Genomic DNA, 23775 nt, shown 5'->3' on the forward strand with positions numbered 1-23775 from the left:
GGCCGGGCATTAGCCGGACGGACCGCTTCGCGTTTTGCATGTTCCTTGAGCGCCAACAGGGGGGGGAAGATGTTTCGTACACGACACTTCCTTGCGCCTTTGGTGCGCAAGGAGCGCAATCTTTGCTCTCCTGCGGTGGCACGCCGAAGCGTTGTTATAATTATCTCATTAAATAATGGACTGTTACGTGTTTGGCACGGCGGATGCTTCAGTGGTGTCATGCCGCGTGGCATAATGACGAAACACGCAAGCGGAACTGAACCGGAAACCTCTAGCAACATCTTTCTCGCCAGAAGCACGACAAGCAGACTGTTGTCCCGGCGCATGAGCCCCCAAACAGCAGCCTTGCAAACCCTCTGAACCTACAACCTGCAAGGAGAATCGCCATGTTGAAGAAGTTCGCCGCCGCCGCTCTGGTCCTTTCCCTGGCCGTTCCCGCCTTTGCCGCCACTCCGGCTGTCGAGAATGCCGCCGCCCCGGCCGCCATGGAAGCCAAAACCGAAGTGAAAGCCGAGAAAAAGGCCGCCAAGGTTGAGAAGAAGTCCACCAAGAAGGCCAAGAAGGCCGACAAGGCCGAGGCCAAGGTCGAAGCTCCTAAGCAGTAAATTCCATCCCAGCTCCCTCCCCCAGCGGCGCGGTCTTCCACAGCAGGGACCGCGCCGCACTTTTTTGCGTCTTCCGTCCGCCGCAGCGGGAGCACCACGCCAAGCATCCAGAGAGTCTGCCGGCGGAGAAGAATGGCCGCAGGACACAGCGTAGAGCCTGCTGGCATGGTTGTTCTCCTAATGCTATAAGCGCTTGGAGCCGATAGGGAAGAAAGCAATTGCGTAAAGTACGCATTCCGCTACTGTCACTATGCCATGTTAGGCTTGTGCCAAGCTTTGGCGACAAAATGACGAAAGGGGATTCATACAACATGGCACGGGCCCTTTCCCTGGTTCTCTTCCTTCTGTTGGCCATGTCTGGCGCGGGTGTCGCCCTGGCGGATACTGCTGTTGAGGCGCCGAAGTATCCCTTCACCAACAGGTACAAGGCGACGGTTTTCGGCACGCCGCCGGACTTTCGCTACAAGCTTCCAGAAAACGCCCGGGGGGCCGTTCCGGAAGTTCGGTCGGTGAAGATCGACGGAAGGCGCATCCCGAAGGTGTTCTGGTACACCGAAGCAGTGGAATACTCCGTCATGCTGCAAGAGAAGGAAGCGCCGCTCATCTTTATCATTGCGGGCACGGGGGGCAGGTATAATTCGCCCAAGGTTCAGTTTCTGCAGTATTTGTTCTACGGAGCCGGGTACCACACCGTTGCCCTCTCGTCCCCAACGCATTTCAACTTCATTGTCAGCATGTCCAAGCATGGTCTTTCCGGTTATGTGCCTTACGATGTCGATGACCTGTACACGCTCATGCGCTGGGTCAAGGCGGATGTAGAGGCCACGACAAAGGTGAGCCGCTACAGCGTGACCGGCTACAGCCTTGGCGGGCTGCATTCTGCGTTCATCGCCAAACGGGATATGCAGGACAAGGTCTTCAATTTCGAGAAGGTGCTCGTCATCAATCCGCCGGTGGACTTGTACAATTCCGCCTTGGCCTTCGATTCCTGGCTTGCGGAAACCAGCACCAACAAGACGACGCCCCAGCAGTCGGTCGGAATGTTCATTGAGCGGTTTTCCGAGTTCTACAAGACGAATCACGTTGGCCGACTGGATAGCGAGGTGCTGTACCAATTTTTCAAAACTCTTGACGTGACCGACGAGGAACTGAAGCAGATCATCGGCGTAGGCTTCAGGATCACGTCCTCCTCCATGATATTCACGTCCGATATATGCCTGAACGCCGGCTACATCGTTGCTCCAGGCACCACTGTGTCGACAAGCGACCCGCTGCTCCCGTATTTCAGCGTGGCCAGCCGAATATCATTTGAGCAGTACTTCGAGGAGTTGCTCCTGCCGTATCTGCAGTCCAAAGACAGCAGCATTACAAAAGAGAAAGCCTTGCGCGCGTGCACGCTGCAAGGCATTGAGTCCTTCCTGCGCACCTCGGAAAACGTTTACCTCATCGGCAATGCGGATGACCCTATTTTGAATGAGGCAGAGGTGGCCTTTTTGAGGGATGTTTTCGGCAAGCGGGGGGTATTCTTTCCCAATGGAGGCCATTGCGGCAATCTGCAATACGACGGCTTCGCCAAGACAATTCTGGAGATCCTCAAGGGAGGGAAGTCGTGATGAACATGCGCACGCTTCTGCGTTCCTCCGTCGCCGCAAGAGTCATCCTCCTGGCGTCGCTGCCGCTGCTCTTTGCCTGCGGCGCGACAAAACACGCGCCGGAACACACCTTGCCGGAAACGGGCTTCCGGGCGCCGGTGCAACGCATTGTGGATGCCGCGACCATTGAGAGGGTGGAGAAGGAGTCGATGCTCGACGTTTATGACCCTGCGGAGCGCACGAACCGCCTCGTATACAACTTCAACGCCCGCTTTGACCGCGCCATCCTGATTCCTGTTGTCACGGGTTACCAATATGCGTTTCCAGCCCCGGTGCGCACCGGGGTCTCCAACTTCATCAGCAACTTGAACGAAGTTCCGCGGCTCGCGAACTCCATGCTCCAGGCCAGCCAAACCAAGGTCAACGCAACCATCATACGGTTGGTGGCCAACACAACTGTGGGTCTTGGCGGCATGTTCGACGTGGCCACGGACATGGGGATCCCCAAGCAGGAAGAAGACTTCGGTCAGACCCTCGGCGTCTGGGGCGTGCCGGAAGGGCCGTATGTCATGCTGCCGTTCTATGGGCCCTCAAATGGCCGCGACACGTTGGGGACAGCGGGCGACATCGTGTTCTCGTATTATCAGATGGAGTACATGTTTGATCTTGCGGGAATTACAGACCACTCCCTGGCGAGCAACATCAACACTGGCGTTCGCGCTGTGGACACGCGTGCGGGCATACCGTTCCGCTATTACACGACGGATACGCCTTTTGAGTACGATATCCTGCGGTTTGCGTACTCCAAGGCCCGCGTTCTGCAAATACTGCAGTAGCGAAGAGCCGCACCTGCTTGTCGTTGGTGGCTGTATGAGATCGTTCCTGTTGCGCCGCTGGACCGGAAGACTCCACAGCCTTTCTTTCTCCCGTCCCGTTCCGCCCGGATCTAGGCGGGCTTCACTCCCGCTACGATGCCGGTGTGGTTGGGTCCGTTGAACCCGAGCCGCGCGATGCCCTTGAGCCCTGCGTCCACGAGCATCTGTCCCACCTGCGCCCCGGAGTAGGACTGCCCTCCGTCCGTGCCCAGCAGCATGTTCAAGGAGAACAGGGCCGGAAACTCCGGGCCGTCCAGGCTGTCATCCAGCAAGAACTCATGCACCAGAAGAACGCCGCCGGGGTTCAGCCCGTCTGCGGCCTTGCGGACGATATCCGCCGCCATGCCGGGGTCCTCGCCGTGCAGGATGTGCGACAGCCAGGCCACGTCGAACCCGGCGGGAACCGGGTCTGCCGTATAGTCCCCGGCGATGAACGCCAGGCGCTGGCCCTGGTCGTAGCCCAGGCCAAAGCGCTGGGCCGTGGCCTCGGCAAAGGGGCGGGTGGTGGTCAGGTCGAACACCGTGGCCGAAAGGCCCGGCAGGGCCAGGCAAAAGTGGATGGCGTAGGTGCCCGGCCCCCCGCCCAGGTCAAGCAGGCGGGTGCGTCCGGCCATGCCAGGCAGGCCCGCGTCCAAGAGCAGGTGGTCGAGCCTTGGGGCCAGCCGTGGGGCGATGCCCATGGCGATATTGAACATGCCGAGCAAAAAGTCCTGGCGATCAGCCTCAGCCCATTCCTGTCCGCCGCGTACGCGCTTGCCCGTTTGCACCGCCTGGGCCAGATGCCCGAAGGACTCCACAAGATTCATGTGGTGGCGGATGATGTGACCTTGGTAGCGCGGCGCCGTGCGCACCAGGAATGTTGCTGCCTGCTCGGTGAGGGCGAAGGCGTCGCCATGGCGCGTCAGCAGGCCCAGGCCGCACATGGCGGTAAGCAGCATGTCCAGGGCTCGGGCATCGCACGAAAGGCCGGGGGCGAGGTCCACGGCGCTGGCCGGGCCATCGGTCAGGGGGGTGAAAACGTCCAGGGCCACAGCCGCGTGCAGGGCGCAGGATTTCCAGTACGCGCCGGAAAGCGACAGCAACGGGCCGGGGGAAAGGTCGGGCGGCAGGTCTTTTTCAATGGCTGGCATGGAGGCCTCCTCGGCGCGGGTGGTTTGCGCACAGGATAGCGCAGGAATCACGTTGGGCGCAAGGTCGCCTGTCGCCAAAACGTCACGCGGTCTGCGCCTGGGCAGCACCTTTGGCAAGGGCGGGGGAGGCACGCGCGAACCGGGTTTGTCGACAAGCCGCTGGCGGCGTCTTGCGGCAGCTCTGCCGCGAGGGCTGAACTGACTTTGATGCGCATGGCGGTTCTTCCGGGCGCGACAAAAAAAACGGGCGACCCCCCGCATGGAGAGCCGCCCGCTTTATGGGTCGAAAAAGCCTAGCGGGTGATTTCCGTGCCGATGCCGCAGGTGGTGAAGAGCTCCAGCAGCACGCAGTTCTCCACCCGGCCATCGATGATGTGCACCTTCTCCACCCCGGCCATGATGGCTTCGAGCACGCACTGGAGCTTGGGGATCATGCCGCCCACCACCACGCCGTTCTCAATGGCCTGGAAGGCCTGGGTGCTGGTCATGCTGGGGATGAGCTTCTTGTCCTTGTCCAGCACGCCGGGCACGTCGGTCAAGAGGTGCAGGCGCTTGGCGCGCATGGCCCCGGCCACCGCCCCGGCCACAGAGTCGGCATTGATGTTGTAAGTGTTGCCCAGGTCATCCACGCCCACGGGGGCGATGACCGGGATGACGCCGATGCCCATGAGGGACTTCAGCACGCTGGTTTCGATGGATGTGACCTCGCCCACCTTGCCCAGGTCGATGATCTCGGTGGGGGCGTCGTCGCGGCTGATGGCCAGCTCTTTCTTCTCGGCGCGGATGAGCATGCCGTCCTTGCCGGAAAGCCCCACGGCCCGGCCACCTGCCAGGTTGATGAGGTTCACGATCTCCTTGTTGACCTTGCCCACCAGCACCATCTCCACCACGTCCATGGTGGCGTCGTCGGTGACGCGCAGACCCTGGCGGAAGTGGCTTTCGATGTTCAGCGCCTTCAGCATCTGCCCGATCTGCGGACCGCCGCCGTGCACGATGATGGGATTGATCCCGACGTATTTGAGCAGCACCACGCTGCGCGCGAAGCTCTGCTTGAGGGTCTCGTCGATCATGGCGTTGCCGCCGTATTTGATGACCACGGTCTGCCCCGCGAATTCGCGGATGTAGGGCAGCATCTCGATGATCATGCGGGCGCGTTCGGCGTCCTGCGTCAGGTCGCGGGGCGTCTGGGTGGGGCAGGCAAAGGCCGCCTTGCTGTCGTCGGGCTTGGTCATGGGAACCTCCGGCGGGCGATATGGAGCGCGGCAGACGCGCGCAAGCAGGCGCAGGTTGGCTTGCGCGGGCGCGGCTGTGGAAGCGTCAGCAGGACATTCGCCTCAAGGGCGCGGTTCTGTCAAGAATTGCGGTGTGGAACAGCCCGGGCGCAGCGCTAGGGAGCAGTGCCCGGAGAGGGTTGTGCTTATCCGGCCACGGGCCCGGTGAGGGGGCGGTACACCACGCGTTCGTATCCCTTGGTGAGGCTGCGGGCCAGGGCCGAGGACAGGCCCATGTCGCGCAGACGGCAGTAAAGGTGCAGGGGATTCAGGCGGTGCGTCAGTGCTTCACGTATGCGGCGGCTCATGATCGAAACTCCTGTTACCCGCCTTATCGGCGTGGCGGACAGGGCGCATTAGCCGGACCAGGCCCGGTTGGCAAGGACGGGCAAAGCGTATTCTGCGGCCTGCGTAGTCTTGAGCCTCAAGACGGTGCCGGGTTCGGCGGCCCTTGCCGTGACCCCGGCATTGGCGTATTGAGGGCAAGAGAGCGAGGAGGGTTTTATGGACGGCTTCTGGACGGCGCACGTAATGTGGTTCCTGGTGGGGACGTTGTTCCTCCTTGCGGAACTGGCTCTGCCCGGATTTGTGATGCTGTTCTTTGCGTTGGGCGCCTTTGTGGCGGCCTTTGCAGCCTATGCCCTGGGGCTTGGCCTCGGGGGCCAGTTCGTGGTTTTTCTGGCCGCCTCGTTGATCGGGCTGATTCTGCTGCGGCGCATGTTTCTGCGCGTATTTCGGGGGAGCACCCATTCCCCGGCCCAGCCGGACACCGAAGAGGTGGGCCTGGACGCCGGCGCGGGCAAGGCCGCCGTGGCCACCCGGACAATCGGCCCTGGCGCTCCGGGCGAGATAAAGTACCGCGGCAGCTTCTGGCGGGCAGAGTCCGCAGAGACTATTGGCGAAGGCGAGAACGTGGTCATCCTCGGCCAGGCGCAGAACGACTCCGGCGCATATCTGGTGCGCTCCGCCAAGGCGGAGCCCCGGGACGGCGGACGGTAGAGGAGTTCCCATGCTTGACGGCAACGTTATCATCCTGATGATTCTGGCTTTTCTTGCCATCATCGTGTTCGTCAAATCCGCAGTTGTTGTGCCCCAGAAGTCGGAATTCATCGTGGAGCGCCTGGGCAAGTATTCCAACACCCTGGGCGCCGGCTTCCATATCCTCATCCCCTTTGTGGACAGCGTGGCCTACAAGCGCTCCATGAAGGAGGAGGTCATCGAGATCCCTCCCCAGGTGTGCATCACCAAGGACAACGTGTCCGTGAGCATCGACGGGCTCATCTACCTCGAGGTGCGCGACGCGCAGCTTTCCTGCTACGGCATCGCCAACTACTATCAGGCGGCCATCCAGCTTTCGCAGACGAGCCTGCGCTCGGCCATCGGCAAGATTGAGCTGGACCGCACCTTTGAAACGCGCGAGGTCATCAACCATCAGGTCATCACCGCAGTGGATGAGGCCGCCATCACCTGGGGCGTCAAGGTGCTGCGCTACGAGATCAAGGACATCAACCCCCCGGCCAGCATCATGGCCGCCATGGAGCTGCAGGTGAAGGCCGAGCGCGAGAAGCGCGCCGAGATCGCGCGCAGCGAAGGCGAGCGCCAGGCCCGCATCAATATGGCCGAGGGCCAGCGCCAGCAGGCCATCAACGTGTCTGAGGGCGAGAAGCAGAAGCGCATCAACGAGGCCGAGGGGCGCGCCAGCGAGATCGAAATCGTTGCCCAGGCCACGGCTGAGGGCATCCGCCGCGTGGCCATCGCCCTGGGCAACGAGGGCGGAATGGACGCGGCCAAGGTGCGCCTGGCCGAAAAGTACATCACCGAGTTCGGCAATCTGGCCAAGGCCAACAACACACTTATTCTTCCGGCCAATGTGGCCGATGTCTCCGGCCTCGTGGCCTCGGCTTTGGCCGTGGTGGACGGGGTGCGCGGGACCAGAATCACACCAACAACCGACCACAGCGCGAGAGGCCAAGAGGCCGAGCCCCCCAAGGGCTTCGGGTCCGGCCAGACGCGCGGGAGCTGATTTTCCATGGAGCACGACGACAAAGAGATCACCGGCGACACCAGCCCGGATTCCGGCAAGACCGCAGAGGGCGCACCCGCCCGCCAGTATGTCCAGGCCCCGGGGCTGACCCAGGTGCAGAAGGCCCTGCTCTTCGCCGAGGAGCAGGCCAAGGCCCCCAAACCGGAGGCCGTGGGCGAGATAGCTCCGGAGGACACCCTGCCGGAGCTGCGGCTGGCCGACCTGCCGCCTTTGCTGCAAGAGGCCTGCGCCCGCGCGGGTTGGGGCAAGCTTATGCCCGTGCAGGAAAAATCCCTGCCTTACATGCTCAAGGGCCGCGACATAATGGTTCAGGCGCAGACCGGCTCCGGCAAGACCGGCGCGTTCCTGCTGCCGCTTTTGGGCCGCCTCAAGACTGCCCACACCTCCACTCAGGCCCTCATCCTGGTGCCCACGCGCGAGCTGGCCCAGCAGGTTGCGGCAGAGGCCACCACCCTCTTCGCGGGCACGGGCATCGAATGCGTGGCCGTATACGGCGGCGTGGGCTACGCCACCCAGCTGGAGGCCTTCAAACGCGGCGCGCAGATCGTCGTCGGCACCCCGGGCCGAGTCCTCGACCACCTGCTCAAGCGCTCGCTCTCCCTGGCCGAGCTCTCCACCCTGATCTTCGACGAGGCCGACCGGATGCTGTCCATCGGCTTCTACCCGGACATGAAGGACATCCAGCGCTACCTGCCCCCGCGCAAGCGCATCCACGGGGCCATGTTCTCGGCCACCTTCCCGCAGCAGGTGCTGCGCCTGGCCCAGGAATTCCTCACCGATCCGGGCCGCCTGTCCCTGTCTGACGGGCAGGTGCACATCGCGGACATGACCCACGCCTATTACGAAGTGCCCTCCATGGGCAAAGACCGCTGCCTCATGCGCATTCTGGAGATGGAATCGCCGGAATCGGCCATTATCTTCTGCAACACAAAGTCCGACGTGCACTACCTCACCGCTGTTCTGGGCCGTTTCGGCTACAACGCCGACGAGCTCTCCGCAGACCTCACCCAGTCGCGCCGCGACCAGGTGCTCACCAGCGTGCGCGCCGGGCAGCTGCGTTTCCTCATCGCAACAGACGTGGCCGGCCGCGGCATCGACATCCCCGGACTCAGCCACGTGATTTTGTACTCCCCGCCGGAGAACCCGGAAAGCTACATCCACCGGGCGGGCCGCACGGGCCGCGCCGGTGCTGCGGGCACGGTGATCTCGCTGGTGGACGTGATGCAGAAGATGGAGCTCACGCGCATCGCCCGGCAATACGGCATCCAGCTGCAGGAGCGCGCCCTGCCCACCGAGGCCGACCTGGCCGCCCACGTGACCCAGCGCATAACCACGGTGCTGGAGGCCAAGTGGCGCGCCAAGGACAGCCTGGAGCAGGAGCGCATGCGCCGCTACGTGGACGTGGCCCGCGCCATGGCGCAGGACGATGACCAGGTGCTGCTCTTGTCCATGCTGCTCGACACCGCCTACCAGAAGGCAATGCACACTCCGCCCCCTCTGCCCGAGGGCCGCAGGCCTGATTCCCCCGCGCGCGAGGGAAGCCATTCCGGCGCCCGGCCCGGCGACAGGTCTGGAGAACGATCGGGCGGCTCCTCCCGTGGTCAGGGCGAATCCCGTCAGGGTGGCGAGGGCTCCGGCCGCCGCCGCAAGCGCTAAGGACGAATCGTGGCCCAGCTTCCTCCGGCCCGCGCCGCCGCACTGGACTGTCTCTCGGCTTGCCTCATTGAAGGCCGGGATTTGCAAGCCGCACTGGACACCGCCCTCACGTCCGACCCCTTGTCGGATCGTGACGCCGGGCTGGTGACGGAGCTCGTCTACGGGTATTGCCGCCTCAAGGGGCGGCTGGACGCGCTTTTGGCGCGCTTTCTGGACCCTTCCCGCCGCCTGCCGGACGAGGCCATGCTGGCCCTGGGGCTGGCCGCGCACGAGATCATCCACCTGGACCGCGTGCCCGCCTACGCCAGCGTCAACTGGGCCGTGGACTGGGCCAAAGGCTACACCCGCGCCCACCTCTCCGGCCTGTTCAACGCCGTGCTGCGCCGCGTGTGCGACATGGCCGAGGCCGCACGCACCTTGGCGCCCTACAAGGAAGGCGCCAAGGACGAGGCCGAGGTGCTCTCGCGCTACTACTCTTGTCCTGAGTGGATCGTGCGCCTGTGGCTCAAGGAATACCCGAAAGAAGAAGTGGCGCGCTATCTCAAGGCGCAGGCCCGCCCGCCCGCCATGGGTCTGGCTGTCGAGGCCGAGAGCCTTGGGACCGAACCCGCCATGGCGCTCTCGCGTCGGCTGGGCGCGCACCCTGCCTGCCTGGGGCGCCAGGGCCTTGGCCTGGCTTTTCAGCCCGGCACCGGGCTGGACACCTTGGCCGAAGATCTCGCCCTTACCGACGAAGAACGCGCCGCCCTGTACCGCCAGGGCTTTTCCGCACGCCAGGCCCTGGCTGCGCTCAATCCCCAGCGCTGGCCCACGCCCGTGTGGGACGCATGCTCTGGCCGCGGCGGCAAGACCCGTCTGCTCATCGAGGCGGGCTGCGCCCCGGTCCTCGCCAGCGACACCCACCTGGGCCGCCTGCGCGCGCTCAAGCGGGAGCTGGCCCCGGCTGTGGAATCCGGGCGGCTCTTGGCCTTCCGCGCCAGGGCCGACATGCCGTCCCCCCTGTCCACCCCGCCGGGCTCCATACTTCTCGACGCGCCCTGCACCGGCCTCGGCACCCTGTCGCGCAGGCCGGACATCAAGTGGAAGCGCCAACCCTCGGATGTGTTGGCCCTGGCGCGCATCCAGTCGGACATGCTGGAGAACTGCTTTGCGGCCCTGGCGTCTGGCGGGCAGCTCTTCTACCTCACCTGCACCCTCTCGCCGGAGGAAAATCAGCGCCAGGTGGCCCGGTTTCTCGATTCCCACCCTGCGGCGCGTCTAGCCGGATCATGGACCACCCCGCCGGATGTGGCGGCTGGGGAGTTCTTCTACGCAGCCAGCCTGCAAAAGGTTGGCGAGTAGAGACATCGGTTTGGAATTGCTTTTACACGGCCTGGGAATGAGGGTATACGTACTTTTATTCGACCACCTGAAGAGCCTCCATGAAGACGCCAGAAAACGAACTCCAGCCCGGAGACTGGGCAAGGGACCTGCCGGACGGCAGCGTTTTTCGTGCGGCCTTCGAGTCCAGCCGGGCGGTTATGTTCCTCATCGACCCGGATACGGCGCGGGTCATCGGGGCCAACCAGGCCGCCTGCGAGTTCTACGGCTACCATCCTGACGAGGTGGACAAGGTCCACGCCTCGGCGGTGAGCCTCCTGTCCAGCGAACGCATCCGAGAGCTGATGCACAGCCTGAATTCCGGCGGAGCAACGCGTTTTGCCAGCCGCCACCGCCTGAAGTCCGGCCAGGTTCGCGACATGGAGCTGGACGCCTCGCCCATCACCCTGCGCAGCGGACGCTCCTGTCTGTTCTTCATCGGCTACGACGTCACCATGCGCAAGCAGGCCGAGCGCTCCCTGCGCCACAGCGAGGGCATCCTCCGGGCCATCCTCGCTTCCGCTGGAGACGGCATCGGCTACAAGGACGCCGAGGGCGTGTACCGCGAGGTGAACCCGGCCTTTTGCCGCATGGTGGGCCTGCCCTGCGAAGAAGTTCTGGGTCGCCGGGGCGATGATTTCTTTGACCGCCGCGCCGCAGCCCAGCATGTGCGCATGGACCGGCGCACCGTGGACGAGCGGTCTCTCGTTTCCTATGAATTGACGCAGGAAACCCCATCGGGGCCGCGCTATCTGAGCGTGCTGAAGTCCCCGGTGTTCGATGCCATGGGTGAGAACCTTGGCGTGGTCTCCGTCAGCCATGACATCACCGAGCGGCGCAACGCCGAGGCGGCCCTGGCCAAAAGCGAGGGACTGCTGCGGGCCATGCTGCAATCCGCCCAGGACAGCATCTTCATCACTGACGTGAACGACATCCTGCGCGAGCTGAACCATGCCTTCTGCACACACGTGGGCCGCCCGCGCGAGGATCTCTTGGGGCACCCGCTGTCTGATGTGTTCACGGGGGAGGAACTGCGCATCCAGCTTTCCACCAGCGCCTTGGCCCGCAAGACCCGCGAGCCCGTGAGCTTCGCCCAGCGCATGCAGCCCGCTGACCAGGAGTACTGGATCAGCGTGGTCAAGACCGCAGTGTTGGACCCCGAGGGCAACTGCCTGGGCGTGGTGGGCATGGGCCGGGACATAACCGCCCAGCGTGCGATGGAACTGGCCCTGCGCCAAAGCGAACGGCGCTTGGCAGGGCTTATCCGCCAGGCTCCGGTGGGGGTGTTCGAAACCGATTCCAAGGGTATGCTCGTCTTCGCCAACGAGCGCATGCAGCGCCAGACCGGCCGCACCCTGGAGGCCTTGTCCGGCAACCGCTGGCTTGAGAGCATCGTCCGGGCGGACCGGGAGGATTTTCTGGCCCAGTGGCGCAAGGCCTTGGAGCAGAAGCTCGAGGTGGACCGGGAGGTTCGGATTCTGGACGCTCGCGGCCAAAGTCTCTGGGTCTCCTGCCGCATACGGCCCATGACCGATGCGGCCAACCGCTTCAGCGGGTACCTTGGCGTCTTGAGCGACATTTCCGACCGCAAGAAGGCCGAGGCCATGCGCGAGGACGTGGAGAGCGTGGTGCGACATGATCTCAAGAGCCCACTCGGCTCCATGCAGAACGCAATGGAGCTGCTGGAGATCCTAGGCCCGCTGAATCAGGATCAGTCTCAGGTTCTCCACGAGGTGCGCACGCTGACCAAGCGCATGCAGGGGCTCATCACCTTGTCGCTGGACCTGCACGCCATGGAGGCCGGGGTCTTCAAACCCGTGCTGGAGGCGGTGGACCTGTGCGATGTGGTGGAGACCCAGCGCGCAGAGCTGCGTCCACTGGTGGAGGGCAAGGGCCTGCGCATCACGCTGGTTTCGGATTGCCCGGAAGAGCCGTTCCACGTGCTTGGCGAGCGCAGACTTCTGGACGCCGTGTTCTCGAATCTGCTCAAGAACGCTGCCGAGGCCTCGCCGGAAGGCGAGGAAATCATCGTGCGCCTGGGGCTGGAAGATCCCTTGGCCGAGATATGCATCCGCAATTCGGGCGAGGTTCCCGCAGCCGTCCGCGACCGCTTCTTCGAAAAGTACGCCACTTCCGGCAAGACCCACGGCACGGGCCTGGGCACCTATTCCGCGCGGCTCATGGTGCGCACCATGGGCGGCACCCTTTCGCTGCACACCGAGGAGCCCGGGCACACAAGCCTGATTCTTCGCCTGCCCGCAGCAAGCCCGAAGAAGATGAGCCTGCTCGTCCCCTCGCCCCGGATTCTTCCGACCTAGCCTGTTTCCCCGCGTCCCAAAAGCCGCAGCAGCCCGTCCAGAATAGTCCAGGGATGGGGTGCGCACCCCGGAACAAAAAGATCCGCTGGAATGAACGCCGCGCCGCCGCCGTGCGCTTCCGCGTGGTCCGCGTAGGGTCCGCCGGAAATGGCGCAGGCCCCCACCGCAATGCCCACTCGGGGCTCTGGCGCGGCGAACCAGGTTTTCTCCAGGCCCAGGCGCATGTTTTCTGTAACCGGCCCGGTGAGCAGCACGCCATCGGCGTGGCGCGGCGAGGCCACGAACTGGATGCCGAAGCGGCCCAGGTCGAACACCAGGGTGCCCAGCACGTTGGTGTCCAGTTCGCAGGCGTTGCAGCCGCCAGCGCTCACCTGCCGGAGCTTGAGGGAACGCTTGAACAGCCGCAGGCGGTCCGGCGGCAGGGGCCGGGCCAGCTCCAAGGGCTGGCCGCGCAGGATGAGCGCCTCGCGGCTGCTGGCGGCCAGGCGGAACTCGCCCGTGAAGCGGATGGCCTGGCGCGGGCAGATTCTTGCGCAGTCCGTGCAGAACAGGCAGCGGCCCAGGTCCAGGGAAAGTCCGCTGGCAAGGTCGATGGCCGCTGTGGGGCAAGCCTCTACGCAGGCTCCGCAGCCGTCGCAGGCCGCCGGGTCTATGTCCGGCCTGCCGGGATAGCGGTCCGGCAGCTGGGGCATTTGCTTCGGGTAGGCCAGGGTGCGGCGCCCCTGGCGCAGGCGGGCGATGATGTGCTGTATCACTGCCGCCCCCTAAAGGTCGTGTCCGCAGTAGGACAGGTTGAAGCTCTTGTTGCAGATGGGGAAGTCCGAGATTTGCTGGTTGCGCAGGGCCATGGAGAGCCCGGCCCAGTTGTGGAAGCTCGGGTCCACCACCTTGTAGGCCGCGAATCGTCCCGCGCTGTCCGTCAGGGCCACGTGGCAGATTTCGCCCCGCCAGCCTTCCACGAGGCTTACGGCCAGGTGCTCCGGGGCCAGGTTGCCCATCGAAGCCTGGAATCCGCCGCACGGGCCGGAGCCGGCGGGCAGGTGCGTCAGGTGCTCGGTCAGGAATTTTTCGGAGTGCAGCAGCTCCATGTGGCGCACAAAGGCCCGGCCCGCAACGTCGCCCGTCTGGCTCACGGCCACCGGGACGTGTGAGAAGGCGTACGCGCCCACGGGATAGTCCTGGCGCACGTCGATTTCCACGTCGCAGGCCCGCGCCGCCACGCCAACCAGCCCCAGGGCCAGGGCGTCCACGCGGGATACGATCCCTGTGCGCTCGAAACGGGAGAGCACTGACGGCGTGCTCCAAAGAAGCTCGACAGCTTCAACGCAGTGCGGGAAGACCTCAGCCAGATGCGCGCGCACGGCCTCGGCCCTGGCGTTATCCAGGTCAAAGCCCGTGCCGCCCGGCCTGATGAGTCCGCGCCCAAAGCGGCTGCCGCAGAGCTTGGCCGTCATGTTCAGGAAATCGCCGCGGATGCGCCCCAAAAACGAGGAGGTGGGCAGGAATCCCACATCAAGGGCCAGCGCACCCAGGTCGCCTGCGTGGTTGGCCAGGCGCTCCAGCTCAAGGGCCATGGCCCGCAGCACCAGCGCGCCCGCAGGAACCCGGCACCCGGACAGGGCCTCCAGGTTCTGGCAGGCCGCCAGGGTGTGGCCGATTGTCGTGTCGCCCGCCAGGGTCTGCATGTGTTGCAGAAAGCGTGGGCCGGGGCCGTTCACCAGGGCGCGCTCAATGCCCCGGTGCTGGTAGCCCAGCGAAATCTCCAGGTGCAGCACATCTTCGCCGTGGCACAGAAAGCGGAAGTGCCCAGGTTCTATGATGCCAGCATGCACCGGGCCCACGGCCACCTCGTGCCCGCCCTCGCCCAGGGCCTCCAGGAACCGCGCCTGGCCGATCTCTGGTCCGGCGATCGCTTCACCCAGCGGGTTGCGTGCGGGGAAGCGCACGGGCTTGAGCCAGGGGTGGCCCAGCGGCGTCACGCCCCAGGTTTCCCAGATCTCCCTTTCGAAAAGATGCGCCTGGGGGCAGTCCGGCGTCAGCGAGGGGTAGCCGTTGCCAGCCGGGGCGGAAAGGGCGTGCAGCACGCCCAGGCGATCCTCGGCCAGGATGGCGAAGAGCCGGAGCTCGCCGTTCACGGGCGCGCAGAACAGGGCCGAAAGCCTGGCCTCGTGCAGCACGGCCTCAAGCACCTCCACGCAGAACTCCTCAACCGGCAGCAGCGGGATGTGGCGGATGGGTATTGCCTGGGCGTTGCGCACGGCTAGAACCCCCCGGTGAGCCGCGCCGAGGCGGCCAGCACTGCGGCCAGGGGCGCGGGCTGGTACAGGCCCAGCAGCAGCGCCGCCAGGAGCAGGGCCAGGGGCGGCCAGGTGGCGCTCATCGGCTCTGGCCGGGCGGGGATGGTGTTTTCGCCCTGGGCCATGCGCAGGGCCGCTGTGGTGATTCCGATGAAAGCCATGGCCAGAAGCACCAGGAAAATGACGGCCAGGAAGGGGCGGTCCCCGGCCAGGGCTGCGCGCAAGATGGCAAGCTCGCTGACAAAGAGGCCGAAGGGCGGCATGCCGGTAAGGGCGAGCACCCCCGCCACCCACAGGGGGCCGGAAAAGGGCAGGGCGCGCACCGCGCCGCGCACTTCGGAAACGTTCTTGGTCATGTAGGCGGCCAACACGTTGCCGGCCAGCAGGAACATGGCGCCCTTGGCCGCGCCGTGGGCCAGCACGTGCATCAGGCTGCCGTGCATGCCCGCGCCGCCTATTCCCGCCCCAAAGGCCAGGATGCCCATGTGCTCCACGCTGGAATAGGCCAGCAGGCGCTTGTAGTCGGTCTGGCGCAGCAGGAACACCGCAGCCCAGGCCATGCTGGTGAGGCCCAGGAACACCAGCAGGTCGTTGCCGAACTGGGCCTGGCCCGCCGCCGCCAGCACCTGCCGCACGCGCAGGATGGCCAGGAATGACACGTTGAGCAGACAAGTGCTCATGAGGGCCATAACCGAGGGCGACTCGCTGTATACGTCGGGCAGCCAGGTGTGCATGGGCGCAAGGCCCATTTTGGTTCCGTAGCCCACCAGCAGGAACACGAAGGCCGCTTTGAGCAGCACCGGGTCCAGGGTGGGGCCTGCGGCCATCAGGGCGTTCAGGTTCAGGGAGATCTCGCCGCCCCCGGCCAGGGCCAGCATATACGTGCCGAAGAGCGCCAGCGCGATGCCCACGGAGCAGAGCAGCAGGTACTTCCAGGTGGCCTCAAGGGACCGGTGGTGGCGGTGGAAGTAGATGAGCGGGGCCGAGGCCAGCGTCGTGGCCTCTACGCCCACCCACAAAAGGCCCAGGTTGCGCGCCATGCACACGAAGCTCATGGCCGCCAGAAACAGCAGCAGGCAGCCGGTGAAGCGCGCCTCGGGCGAGTTCGAAAAGAGCCGTCCCTCGATCATGTCCGGCCTGGAGCCGCGCATCTCGCGCTCCAGGTAGCCTGCGGAGTAGAAGGCCGCAGCCAGGAACAGCACGCTGGTGATGAGCAGGAACAGCCGTCCGGGCTCGTCCAGCAAAAGCGCGCCGTCGAACATGGGCCGGGCGGGCGCCGCAAAAGCCGCCAGCGTAAGCAGCAGGTGCGCCACCGCCGCGCCCACCAGAAGCGCGCGCCGGGCGCGATGCTCCCGCAGCATGAAGGCGGCAGCGCCCGCAAGGGCCGGGACCAGGATTGTCAGCGCGCCGAGCATCCCCGCTATTCCTTCAAGGACGCCAGCCGTCCGGAGTCGATGTGGTCGAATTCGCGGTTGATGCGGAAGATGGCGATGCCCATGACGAACACGGCCACGAACACGTCCAGGAGGATGCCCATCTCCACCAGGAGTTGGGCCTTGCGCAGGGCCACGGCCCCGAAGGCGAAGATGCCGTTCTCAAGCACCAGGTAGGCCACTACTTGGCTCACTGCCTTGCGCCGGGTGACTATGCCGAAAAGTCCCACCAGAATGGTGAAGAAAGCCACTGGGATGAGCAGCTGGGGCACGCCCGGCCCGGGCAGGGGCATGCGTCCGCCCAGCCACACCGAGACGGCCAGGGCGGCCACGCCGAAGAGCAGCGAGCCGGAGTAGCTCACATAGGGCTCCACCTCGGCGCGCACATGGGCGCTCTCCAGGGAGCGGAAGAGCAGGGTGGGGAAGGCCCAGCCCTTGAGCAGGGCCGTTGCGGCAGAGATCGCAAGGGATGACCATGTCAGGTCGCCGTGGCCCAGGAGCGGCAGAAAGGCCAGGCCCACGCCCTGAAAAGCCACCATGCGGATGCACAGGCCGATGCGGCTGGTGCCCAGGAGCACCAGGTTCGTCAGCACCAGGCCGACCAGGATGAATTCCACCAGCGAGAGCATGTTTACGCTACCTCAGCAAAAGTATCAGCGCCAGGGCGGAAAGGGCGGTAGCGCCCACCAGCAGCCGGGGCACCAGCAAAAGGCGCAGGCGCGCCATGCTCGACTCCACAACGCCCATGACAAGGGCCAGGGCGAACACTCCCGCCACGCCCAGGGACACGTCCAGAAGCGGGTCGCCGCTGCGCACGGGCGCCAGCAGCCCGGCCAGCATGGCGCAGAGGGTCCACATCTTCACTCCCTGGCCGTAGAGAATGAAGGCCAGGTCCGGGCCGGAGTGGTCCAGCACCATGACCTCGTGGATCATGGTCAACTCCAGGTGTGTGTTGGGGTCGTCCACCGGAATGCGGCAGGTTTCGGCCAGGAGCACCAGGAAAAGCGCCGTGCCCGTGAGGGCCAGCACCGGTCCTGCCGCCTCCCAGCGCACCATGTCGATGCGGGCCAGCATTTCGGACAGGGATAATGAGCCCGTGGCCTGGGCCAGGGCGGCGAGGCCGAGGATCTGCGCCAGCTCCGCAGGCACGGCGAACTGCATCTCGCGGCTGGCGCCCATGCCTTCGAAGCTGGAGCCGGTGTCCAGGGCGGCGGCTGCGGTGGCGAAGCGCCCCAGGGACAGGAGCCCGGCGAAAAGGAACAGGTCGCCCTCAAAGGAGAGCAGCCCCGGCATGCCGCCCAGGGGCGCCAGGCACAGGGCGGCCAGGGCGCAGGCCAGGCCCAGCAGCGGCCCCATGGGGAAGAGCCATGTGGTGGTCCGGCTGTACACCGCGCCCTTTTTGAGCAGCCGCGCCAGGTCGAAATAGGTTTGCAGCAGCGGCTGGCCCGTGCGGCCCGCGAACTTGGCCTTCACGCGGTTGATGACGCCGAACAAAAGCGGGCACAGGGCGAGGCCCAGGGCCGCGCGCGCCAGCGCACCCCAGTGGACCGCGTTATGGTCGACGAGCGGCATCACCAGAGCCCCCAGGCCAGAAGCGCCACCAGGGTGGCGGCGATGTAGAGCACGTAAACGTGGACCTGCCCCTGCTGGAGCCGGTGCAGGGCCTCAAGCCGGGCGTCCATGAAGTTGAAGGCGGCCAGAAAGGCCGTGAGGACGCGGTCCTGGGTTTCAGCGAAGTAGCCGACGCGCACCGGGAACAGCCGCCAGGGCCGGGTTGCGCTGCCGGTGCTGCCCGTCAGGGACCGGAACATTTCGGACAGGGGCTGGGCGAAGGACGAGTAGGTGTACTGGATGCGCGCCGTGGGCGCGATGTAGCCGCAGTCCCAGGTGGGCCCGGTGCGCACGTCGCGGCCGCGCAAAAGCGTGCGGCGCAGCAGGAAAAGCCCGCCGAAGAGCGCCAGCAGCAGGGCGAAGACAAGAGAGGCCGTGGTCAGGCCGGTCACCAGCGGTGCGCCCAGCGCCTGTGCTCCGGGCAGGGCTGGCTCAAGCACGCCCAAGGCCGTGTTGAGCAAGAGCGGCGCGCAAAGGCCCATCAGCGGGGCCAGGCAGGCCAGGAAGATCATGGGCCAGCGCATGAGAGCCGGAGCCTCGTGGGCGTTTTGCGCTGCCTGGCTGCGGGGCTCGCCCAGGAACACCGCCCCGAAGGCTCCCACGAATACCGCAGCGGCTATGCCCGCGCAGAGGATCAGCGCGGCCAGCGCGGCCAGGCTGGGAATGTCCAGGCTGCTGGTGGGCAGCAGCAGGCCCTTCATGGCGGCCAGGCCCAGCAACAGCTCGGAGGCGAACCCGCCCAGAGGCGGCAGGCCGCAGATGCCCAGGGAGGCCACCAGGAAGGCCGTTCCGGTGGCCGGCATGCGTTTGAGCAGGCCGCCCAGCTGGTCCATGCGCCGCTCGCCCGCGCCATGCAGCACGCTGCCCGCGCAGAAGAACAGCAGGGATTTGAACACTCCGTGGTTCACCATGTGGATGAGGGCCGCGCTGAAGCCCAGCGCCGCCACCAGGGGCGCGTCGTGGGCCCGGCCCAGGGTCCCGAGGCCCAGGCCAAGGAGCATCAGCCCGGCGTTCTCCATGCTTGACCAGGCCAGCAGGCGCTTGATTTCGGCCTGGCTCAGGGCTCCGGCCACGCCGAGCACCGCCGTGCCGCCGCCCATGGCGATGAGGGTCCAGCCCCACCAGGGCTCGGGCTGGTAGGCCAGGAGCACGCGCAGAATGCCGTACACGCCGGTCTTGATCATGACGCCGGAAAGCACGGCGGATACATGGCTGGGCGCGGCGGGATGCGCCTCGGGCAGCCACACGCCGAGGGGGGCCAGGCCGGCCTTTGATCCGAAGCCCACCAGCGCCAGAAGGAATATCAATCCGGCGGGATCGGCTCCGGGCAGCATGGTGACTGACGCGCCGGGAGCCAGGCCGTAGGCTGGCGGCCAGGAGGCTCCGGGCTGCAGGCACAGCGCCAGCAGAAAGGCCGCACCCAGGTGCGAGGCCACAAGGTAGATGCGCCCGGCCCGGCGCACAGAGCCGTCCCTGTCCTCCATGCAGACCAGGAAGTAGGAGGAAAGGGCCATTCCCTCCCAGAACAGCAGCAACAGCAGCGGGTCGCGCGCGGAGAACACGCCGGTGATCGAGGCTGCCAGAATGTTGTAGAAGAACCAGGGCGGGCCGGCGCGCTTGCGGCCCTCCATGTTCGCCAGGTAGCCGCGCCCGTACACCGCGCCCAGGCCCATAAGCCCCAGGGCAGGGGTGAGGAACAGGGCGGAGATGCCGTCGAGGCCCAGCGCGCCCAATCCCCAGGGGGGAGGCCAGTACAGAATGAGTTCCCAGTCCTGCGGGCTGGCCAAGGCCTGCACGGCGGGAACCAGCCCCAGCAGGCAGCCCAGCGCCGCGAAGCCGGAGCCCAGGGCGTTGGCCGCGCGGAAAGAGCGAGGAAGAAGGGAGGCCAGGGCGCCCAGCAGAAAGGTCAGCAGACAGGCGGCGAAAAGCGTCATGCGCGCCTCGTAGAGGGGCTGGACGCGGACTGGTGCAGGTGTTCGGCTGCTGCGGCGGAGTGCAGGATGGCGGCCTCGGGGGCGCGGGAAAGCACGGCCTGGCGGAAATCCGCGTCGCGCAGGGCGGCGGCGAGCAGCGCCAGAAGGGTGAGGTGCGCGCGCACCGTGGGCGAGGCCAGCACGAACAGAGCCTCCACGGGCCGTCCGTCCGGGGTGCGTACGGCGGTTTCCGGCAGGGGCGTGGCCGGGTGGATGAGCAGGATGCGCGGCGTATCGCCCAGGATCAGCGGGGCGCGCACATGGGGCACCAGCACCCCGCCGCCCACGGCGGTGACGCCGGTGGCCTCCCGCGCCAGCAGCATGGCCAGCACCAGTTGGCGATCAGCCTCCCCGGCCTCGGGCAGCATGCGCGCAACCCCGGCGCAGAGCACTTCCGGCAGGGTGGCGCCTGGCACGTCCGCGAGGATTCCGCCCGCCCGCAAGGCTCCGGCCAGGGCGGAAACCGCAGCGCAATGTCCGTCATGTTCGGGCTCAAGCTCGCAGGACAAGGCTGTTGATTCTATGCCGTGGTGGATGGCCCACTCCATCAGCTCCGCGCGGTTGAAATGGTACAGCCCGCCTAGACGCACAGTGGGGAGTCCCGCGTGCGCTATCCAGCGCAGCACGGTCTTTTCGGTGCAGTTGAGGGAGGTCGCAGCCTCGCGCAGGGTGAGCCGCATTCCACGTCCTTACGTGTTGGAGCTCCGTCCGGGGAAGGGCGGGACGCACGGTTGATTGCGGTGGAGACGAAGCAACTGAAAACCTTCGGCCCCTGTTTGTCAACAGTGTTGTTGCGCGTCAGGGGGTTGCGCAATAACCCATGCTGCGCGCATCGGTGAGCCTGCGGCAGTGGCCAAGGGCGCAGGCCCGGGCATAGTCGAGGCACATGCCCGTCATGTCGCCGAGCTGCGAGCGTGAAACTCCCCGGTTCTCAAAGGCCGAGGCCTGTGTCGGGTCCAGATCCAGGGCCTTGGTGAAGTCGGCGATGGCCTCGGTGAAGCGTCCCTGCTCATCGCGCGCAACGCCGCGGTTGATCCAGCCCAGGGGGATTCCCGGCTCCAGGGCGATGGCGCGGGAGTAGCTCTCTTCGGCCAGATCCGGCAACTCAAGCAGGAAGTACAGGTCGCCTCTGGCCAGCAGGGCGGCGGCGTTTGTCGGGTCCAGCATCAGCGCGGCGTCCAGGTCCTCCAGGGCGCGCTCTGCATGGCCCAGGGCGGAGAGGGTCAGCCCCCGCTCCACAAAGGCCGCCCCCAGACGAGGCTCGCGCAGGATGAGCCTGTTGGCTTCGGCCACGGACTCATTCAGGCGGTCCAGCTGACGCAGGGCCTGCACGGCCAGCAGCCGGGCGGGCGGTTCGGCGCGGCCTTCCAACAGGTCAAGGGCGGCCTGGGCGTCATGTTCCGCGCCAGGTCGGAGCAGGGCCCGGGGGCGGTCCAGGGCATCGGTCTTTGCAAGGGCAGGAGGGGGAGGGGCCTCTAGCGCGGGGTCAGGGCGGCCGCAGCCCGCGCACAGCAGCAGGGCCAGGCAGAGAAGAGCCAGGCGCCCCAGCACTGGCCTGGCAGGGCTTGTGGAATTCGCCACTGTGCGGGAATCTGAGCGTGCGTGCATGGGGCTCCTCCGGGTCCTGTGGGCATGGCCGGGCGGCCTGCCGGGGGCATGGGCTTCGCAAGGGGGTTGACTGCGGGGGGCGAAACGCGTCATGCACGGCTGTTTGCCACGCTAGCGAGGTTGTTCATGTCCCGCAATACAATACTTACCGCACTCGTGTTCGCCCTCACCTATGTGGGGAGCTTCTACTTTCGCATTTATGTGGTGGACACGCCGGTGAGCGGGTCGGGCGGGAATGTGCTGCTCATGGCCGCGCGTCAGGCCGTGCTCTGGGGGCAGCTTTCCGGGGCCTGGGGCCTGGGCAGCCTGGGGGCTGGCCTTCTGGCGCTGTTCTTCGGTGGGCGGGGTCTTGTGCTGTTGTGGAGCTTCTTCACGGCCATGGCGCTTTGCAATTATAATGTAGACATCGGCGCCATCGGGTTCGTGCTGGGATTTTTGCGCCTGGTGCGCTTCTAATATCGCCTTCTGCCGGGGCGCTCGCCCCGGTGTTTCACCCCAGCGCTATACGCCCAACTGCTCCAGGCGAGTCAGCAGCCGGCGTGATGCCGCGTGGCCCGGATCCCGCTCCAGCGCCGCCGCAAGATAGTAGCGCGCGGAGGGGATGTCCTTGGTCATGGCGAAGGCGTTGGCCATGTTGTAAGCTACGACGGCTGCGGTCTTGTGGAATTCCGGGGCGATGCGCTGCACCTGCTCGAAGGCGCCTACGGCCATGCGGTGGAGCTGGCCGTCGGCATAGGCCAGGCCCATGTTGTACAGCACGCGCTCGTCGTTCGGGGCCACGGTGAGGGCTTTCTTGTAGTTCTCCACGGCCTCGCGCCATTTTCCCTGCCGCCTGAGGGCGATGCCCAGCCGGTTGAAGGTGATCATGTCCTCCAGGGTCAGGTTGTCGCCCTTCATGTCCAGAAGCTGCACATAATACTTCTCCGCCAGATCCGGCGAAGACTCGGCCACCACCTCTGCGATTTCCTGCACGACGCGGTCCACGTGGTGCAGAGCCTCGCGCTGGGCCGTGGCTATGGCTTCGCTGAAGTAGCGGTCCGCGTGCTCCATGTCGTTTCTGCGCACATAGACCTTGCCGATCTCGCATTTGCGGTCGGTGTTCAGAGGGCTGATGACGTCGAGCTTGCGCAGGTAGCGCAGGTAGGCGTCGTCGTCGAGCTCCTTGTGGGCCTCGGCCAGCTTCTTCAGGGGCTCCAGATACAGGCGCGCACCCAGGTGGGCGGCCTCGTAGGCGCGGATGGCTTCGTCGCGGCGGTCCTCGGCCAGGAAGGCATCGCCCAGGAGCATGAAGGCCACGGGGCTTTTTTCCTTCAGCCGCAGGATTTCCTGAGCGATCTGCTTGACCTTGGCCGTGTCGCCCTGGTCCAGGGCGCCTCGGGCCTCCTGCACCATCTGGCTGATCTTGCTCTGCGGCTTGATGGCCCCGGCCATTTTTTCCACCAGAGTGTCAATGCTCACGGGCTTGGTCACGATGCTGTCCACCCCGATCTCATAGAGCTGCGACAGGCCTTCCTTGCTGGTCTCCTGGGTGATGACCATGGTCCTTGCTTCGGCGAAGGTGGTTTTGACGGTGCGGAGGAAGTCCAGCGTGTTCCGGCCGCGCAGCAGCCTGTCGGCCAGGACAAGCACGGGCAGCTTGCGCGAGAGGCGGTCGCTGATGCCCTTTAGCGCCTGCACCGGGTCGGTGTGAATCTGCAGGCAGTCGGTCTTGACGCCCAGGGTCTTGAATACTGTGGCTCGCAGGGCCCGCACAAAAAGGGGGTCATCTGAAAGCATGACGATCATTCCGGCCTGATTTTCAAGGAATTCCCGGAGATCCTGGTCCAATTTCGGGGCAGTGGCCATTGTCCTCCTGCAGCGTTTGGGGGGGGCGGGTGGCGGTGGCGGGACAGCACGCCACGCTTCTGGGAAACTATCACAACGGTGAGAAACATGTCGAGTGCGTACTTCTTGAAATGGGTACTCGCGACAAGGCGCTGACGCCCGGCAGCTTTTTCATGGGC

At 65.7% G+C, this 23775-nt stretch carries 21 protein-coding genes; 9 read left to right on the plus strand and 12 right to left on the minus strand.

Annotated features, from left to right (window positions below):
- The first annotated feature begins 386 nt into the window (after positions 1-386).
- The 3 genes from Q8O35_RS05090 (at position 387) to Q8O35_RS05100 (ending at position 3033) form a co-directional block, all read left to right on the plus strand.
- Positions 387-605, plus strand: coding sequence for a hypothetical protein (locus tag Q8O35_RS05090; RefSeq protein ID WP_305571310.1), 219 nt, complete (start codon positions 387-389; stop codon positions 603-605).
- A gap of 311 nt (positions 606-916) precedes the next feature.
- Positions 917-2218, plus strand: a complete 1302-nt coding sequence (locus Q8O35_RS05095) for an alpha/beta hydrolase (RefSeq protein WP_305571312.1) — start codon at positions 917-919, stop codon at positions 2216-2218.
- Positions 2218-3033, plus strand: a complete 816-nt coding sequence (locus tag Q8O35_RS05100; protein ID WP_305571368.1) for a VacJ family lipoprotein — start codon at positions 2218-2220, stop codon at positions 3031-3033. The genes Q8O35_RS05095 and Q8O35_RS05100 overlap by 1 nt, the downstream gene beginning before the upstream one ends.
- A 110-nt stretch (positions 3034-3143) precedes the next feature.
- Here the strand turns inward: Q8O35_RS05100 and Q8O35_RS05105 are convergent, their stop codons facing one another.
- The 3 genes from Q8O35_RS05105 to Q8O35_RS05115 all read right to left on the minus strand — a co-directional run bounded on the left by Q8O35_RS05105 (position 3144) and on the right by Q8O35_RS05115 (position 5781).
- Positions 3144-4202 carry a methyltransferase gene (locus Q8O35_RS05105; RefSeq protein ID WP_305571314.1) on the minus strand — a complete coding sequence of 353 codons (1059 nt, stop codon included), beginning with the start codon at positions 4200-4202 and terminating at the stop codon, positions 3144-3146.
- Positions 4203-4495: 293 nt separating this feature from the next.
- Complete coding sequence (gene argB, locus Q8O35_RS05110) at positions 4496-5347, minus strand: acetylglutamate kinase (RefSeq protein WP_371133096.1); 852 nt, start codon at positions 5345-5347, stop codon at positions 4496-4498.
- Positions 5348-5619: 272 nt separating this feature from the next.
- Positions 5620-5781, minus strand: a complete 162-nt coding sequence (locus Q8O35_RS05115) for a hypothetical protein (protein ID WP_305571316.1) — start codon at positions 5779-5781, stop codon at positions 5620-5622.
- Positions 5782-5977: 196 nt separating this feature from the next.
- Here Q8O35_RS05115 and Q8O35_RS05120 point away from each other — a divergent pair, with 196 nt between their 5' ends.
- From Q8O35_RS05120 to Q8O35_RS05140, 5 genes are all read left to right on the plus strand, one after another.
- A complete protein-coding gene (locus tag Q8O35_RS05120) occupies positions 5978-6472 on the plus strand; it encodes an NfeD family protein (protein WP_305571318.1) in 495 nt (164 codons plus the stop codon).
- A 10-nt stretch (positions 6473-6482) separates the two neighbouring features.
- On the plus strand, positions 6483-7496 hold the full coding sequence (locus Q8O35_RS05125) for an SPFH domain-containing protein (protein WP_305571320.1): 1014 nt from the start codon (positions 6483-6485) through the stop codon (positions 7494-7496).
- Positions 7497-7502: 6 nt separating this feature from the next.
- On the plus strand, positions 7503-9173 hold the full coding sequence (locus Q8O35_RS05130) for a DEAD/DEAH box helicase (RefSeq protein ID WP_305571322.1): 1671 nt from the start codon (positions 7503-7505) through the stop codon (positions 9171-9173).
- A gap of 9 nt (positions 9174-9182) precedes the next feature.
- Positions 9183-10514 carry a transcription antitermination factor NusB gene (locus Q8O35_RS05135; RefSeq protein ID WP_305571324.1) on the plus strand — a complete coding sequence of 444 codons (1332 nt, stop codon included), beginning with the start codon at positions 9183-9185 and terminating at the stop codon, positions 10512-10514.
- An 80-nt stretch (positions 10515-10594) separates the two neighbouring features.
- Positions 10595-12850: a PAS domain-containing sensor histidine kinase gene (locus Q8O35_RS05140; protein WP_305571326.1), complete on the plus strand. Its 2256-nt coding sequence runs from the start codon at positions 10595-10597 to the stop codon at positions 12848-12850.
- Here the strand turns inward: Q8O35_RS05140 and Q8O35_RS05145 are convergent.
- The 8 genes from Q8O35_RS05145 to Q8O35_RS05180 form a co-directional block, all read right to left on the minus strand.
- The gene (locus Q8O35_RS05145) at positions 12847-13605 is read right to left on the minus strand and encodes a 4Fe-4S dicluster domain-containing protein (RefSeq protein ID WP_305571328.1); all 759 of its coding nucleotides are present in this window, start codon (positions 13603-13605) and stop codon (positions 12847-12849) included. The two genes, Q8O35_RS05140 and Q8O35_RS05145, sit on opposite strands and share 4 nt — an antisense overlap.
- Positions 13606-13614: 9 nt before the next feature.
- Positions 13615-15108 (minus strand): NADH-quinone oxidoreductase subunit C, encoded by a 1494-nt coding sequence (locus tag Q8O35_RS05150; protein ID WP_305571330.1) that lies wholly within the window; start codon positions 15106-15108, stop codon positions 13615-13617.
- A 2-nt stretch (positions 15109-15110) separates the two neighbouring features.
- Positions 15111-16562: a proton-conducting transporter membrane subunit gene (locus Q8O35_RS05155; protein ID WP_305571332.1), complete on the minus strand. Its 1452-nt coding sequence runs from the start codon at positions 16560-16562 to the stop codon at positions 15111-15113.
- A 5-nt stretch (positions 16563-16567) separates the two neighbouring features.
- Positions 16568-17209 carry a hydrogenase-4 component E gene (locus tag Q8O35_RS05160; RefSeq protein WP_305571334.1) on the minus strand — a complete coding sequence of 214 codons (642 nt, stop codon included), beginning with the start codon at positions 17207-17209 and terminating at the stop codon, positions 16568-16570.
- A gap of 7 nt (positions 17210-17216) precedes the next feature.
- Positions 17217-18152 (minus strand): respiratory chain complex I subunit 1 family protein, encoded by a 936-nt coding sequence (locus Q8O35_RS05165; protein WP_305571337.1) that lies wholly within the window; start codon positions 18150-18152, stop codon positions 17217-17219.
- Positions 18152-20125: a proton-conducting transporter membrane subunit gene (locus Q8O35_RS05170; RefSeq protein WP_305571339.1), complete on the minus strand. Its 1974-nt coding sequence runs from the start codon at positions 20123-20125 to the stop codon at positions 18152-18154. Before Q8O35_RS05170 ends, Q8O35_RS05165 begins: the two co-directional genes overlap by 1 nt.
- The gene (locus Q8O35_RS05175) at positions 20122-20844 is read right to left on the minus strand and encodes a PTS sugar transporter subunit IIA (RefSeq protein WP_305571340.1); all 723 of its coding nucleotides are present in this window, start codon (positions 20842-20844) and stop codon (positions 20122-20124) included. The genes Q8O35_RS05170 and Q8O35_RS05175 overlap by 4 nt, the downstream gene beginning before the upstream one ends.
- Positions 20845-20962: 118 nt before the next feature.
- Entirely contained in the window at positions 20963-21772 is an 810-nt protein-coding gene (locus Q8O35_RS05180) for a tetratricopeptide repeat protein (protein WP_305571342.1), read from the minus strand.
- A gap of 126 nt (positions 21773-21898) precedes the next feature.
- Here Q8O35_RS05180 and Q8O35_RS05185 point away from each other — a divergent pair, with 126 nt between their 5' ends.
- On the plus strand, positions 21899-22228 hold the full coding sequence (locus Q8O35_RS05185) for a hypothetical protein (protein ID WP_305571344.1): 330 nt from the start codon (positions 21899-21901) through the stop codon (positions 22226-22228).
- A 45-nt stretch (positions 22229-22273) separates the two neighbouring features.
- On the opposite strand, the gene Q8O35_RS05190 is transcribed toward Q8O35_RS05185, so the two are convergent.
- Positions 22274-23617 (minus strand): response regulator, encoded by a 1344-nt coding sequence (locus tag Q8O35_RS05190; protein WP_305571346.1) that lies wholly within the window; start codon positions 23615-23617, stop codon positions 22274-22276.
- Positions 23618-23775: the final 158 nt, after the last annotated feature.

Origin of the sequence: Humidesulfovibrio sp., from assembly GCF_030689645.1 — a bacterium.
In the GTDB taxonomy this organism is placed as follows: domain Bacteria; phylum Desulfobacterota; class Desulfovibrionia; order Desulfovibrionales; family Desulfovibrionaceae; genus Humidesulfovibrio.